At 60.8% G+C, this 701-nt stretch carries 1 protein-coding gene; it reads left to right on the forward strand.

Annotated elements, in window-relative coordinates; all coding sequences use genetic code 11:
* Positions 1 to 680, forward strand: a 680-nt coding sequence (locus ACQZ48_RS23415; RefSeq protein ID WP_448729563.1) for an IS3 family transposase, incomplete at its 5' end; no start/stop codon positions are given.
* Between the last annotated feature and the right edge of the window lie 21 nt (positions 681 to 701).

The following is a 701-nucleotide window of genomic DNA, read 5'->3' on the forward strand; positions in this document are numbered from 1 at the left end:
AGCGAGAGGGTCACGACATCGCCCGCTGCACCGTCGCTCGGCTCATGAGAATGATGGGTCTTCAAGGCATCATTCGCGGCAAGCCCGTCAAAACCACCGTGCCGGACAAGGCCGTTCCATGCCCGCTCGACCGCGTGAACCGGCAGTTCCGTGCTCCCGCACCGAACATGCTGTGGCTCTCCGATTTCACCTATGTCGCGACCTGGCAGGGCTTCGTCTACGTGGCCTTCGTGATCGATGCCTTCGCCCGGCGTATCGTAGGCTGGCGGGCAAGCCGGACGGCGCAAGCGGGTTTCGTCCTCGATGCTCTCGACCAGGCACTTCATGATCGGCGGCCCGTCCATCGCGGCGGGCTCATCCACCACTCCGACAGGGGCGTGCAATACGTGTCGATCAAGTATTCCGAACGATTGGCAGAGGCAGGTATCGAACCTTCCGTCGGAAGCGTCGGCGATAGCTACGACAACGCTCTCGCCGAAACGATCAACGGCCTTTACAAGGCTGAGGTCATCCATCGCCGAGGACCATGGCGCAACTTCGAAGCTGTGGAGTTCGCCACGCTGGAATGGGTCGATTGGTTCAACAACCGGCGTCTACTGGAGCCCATTGGAAACATTCCGCCTGCAGAGGCCGAGGAACGATACTACGCCATGCTGGACGCACCAGCATTGGCCGCATAACTTAAACCAAACGGTCTCCGG

It is taken from the genome of Agrobacterium sp. 22-209-1 (assembly GCF_053522485.1).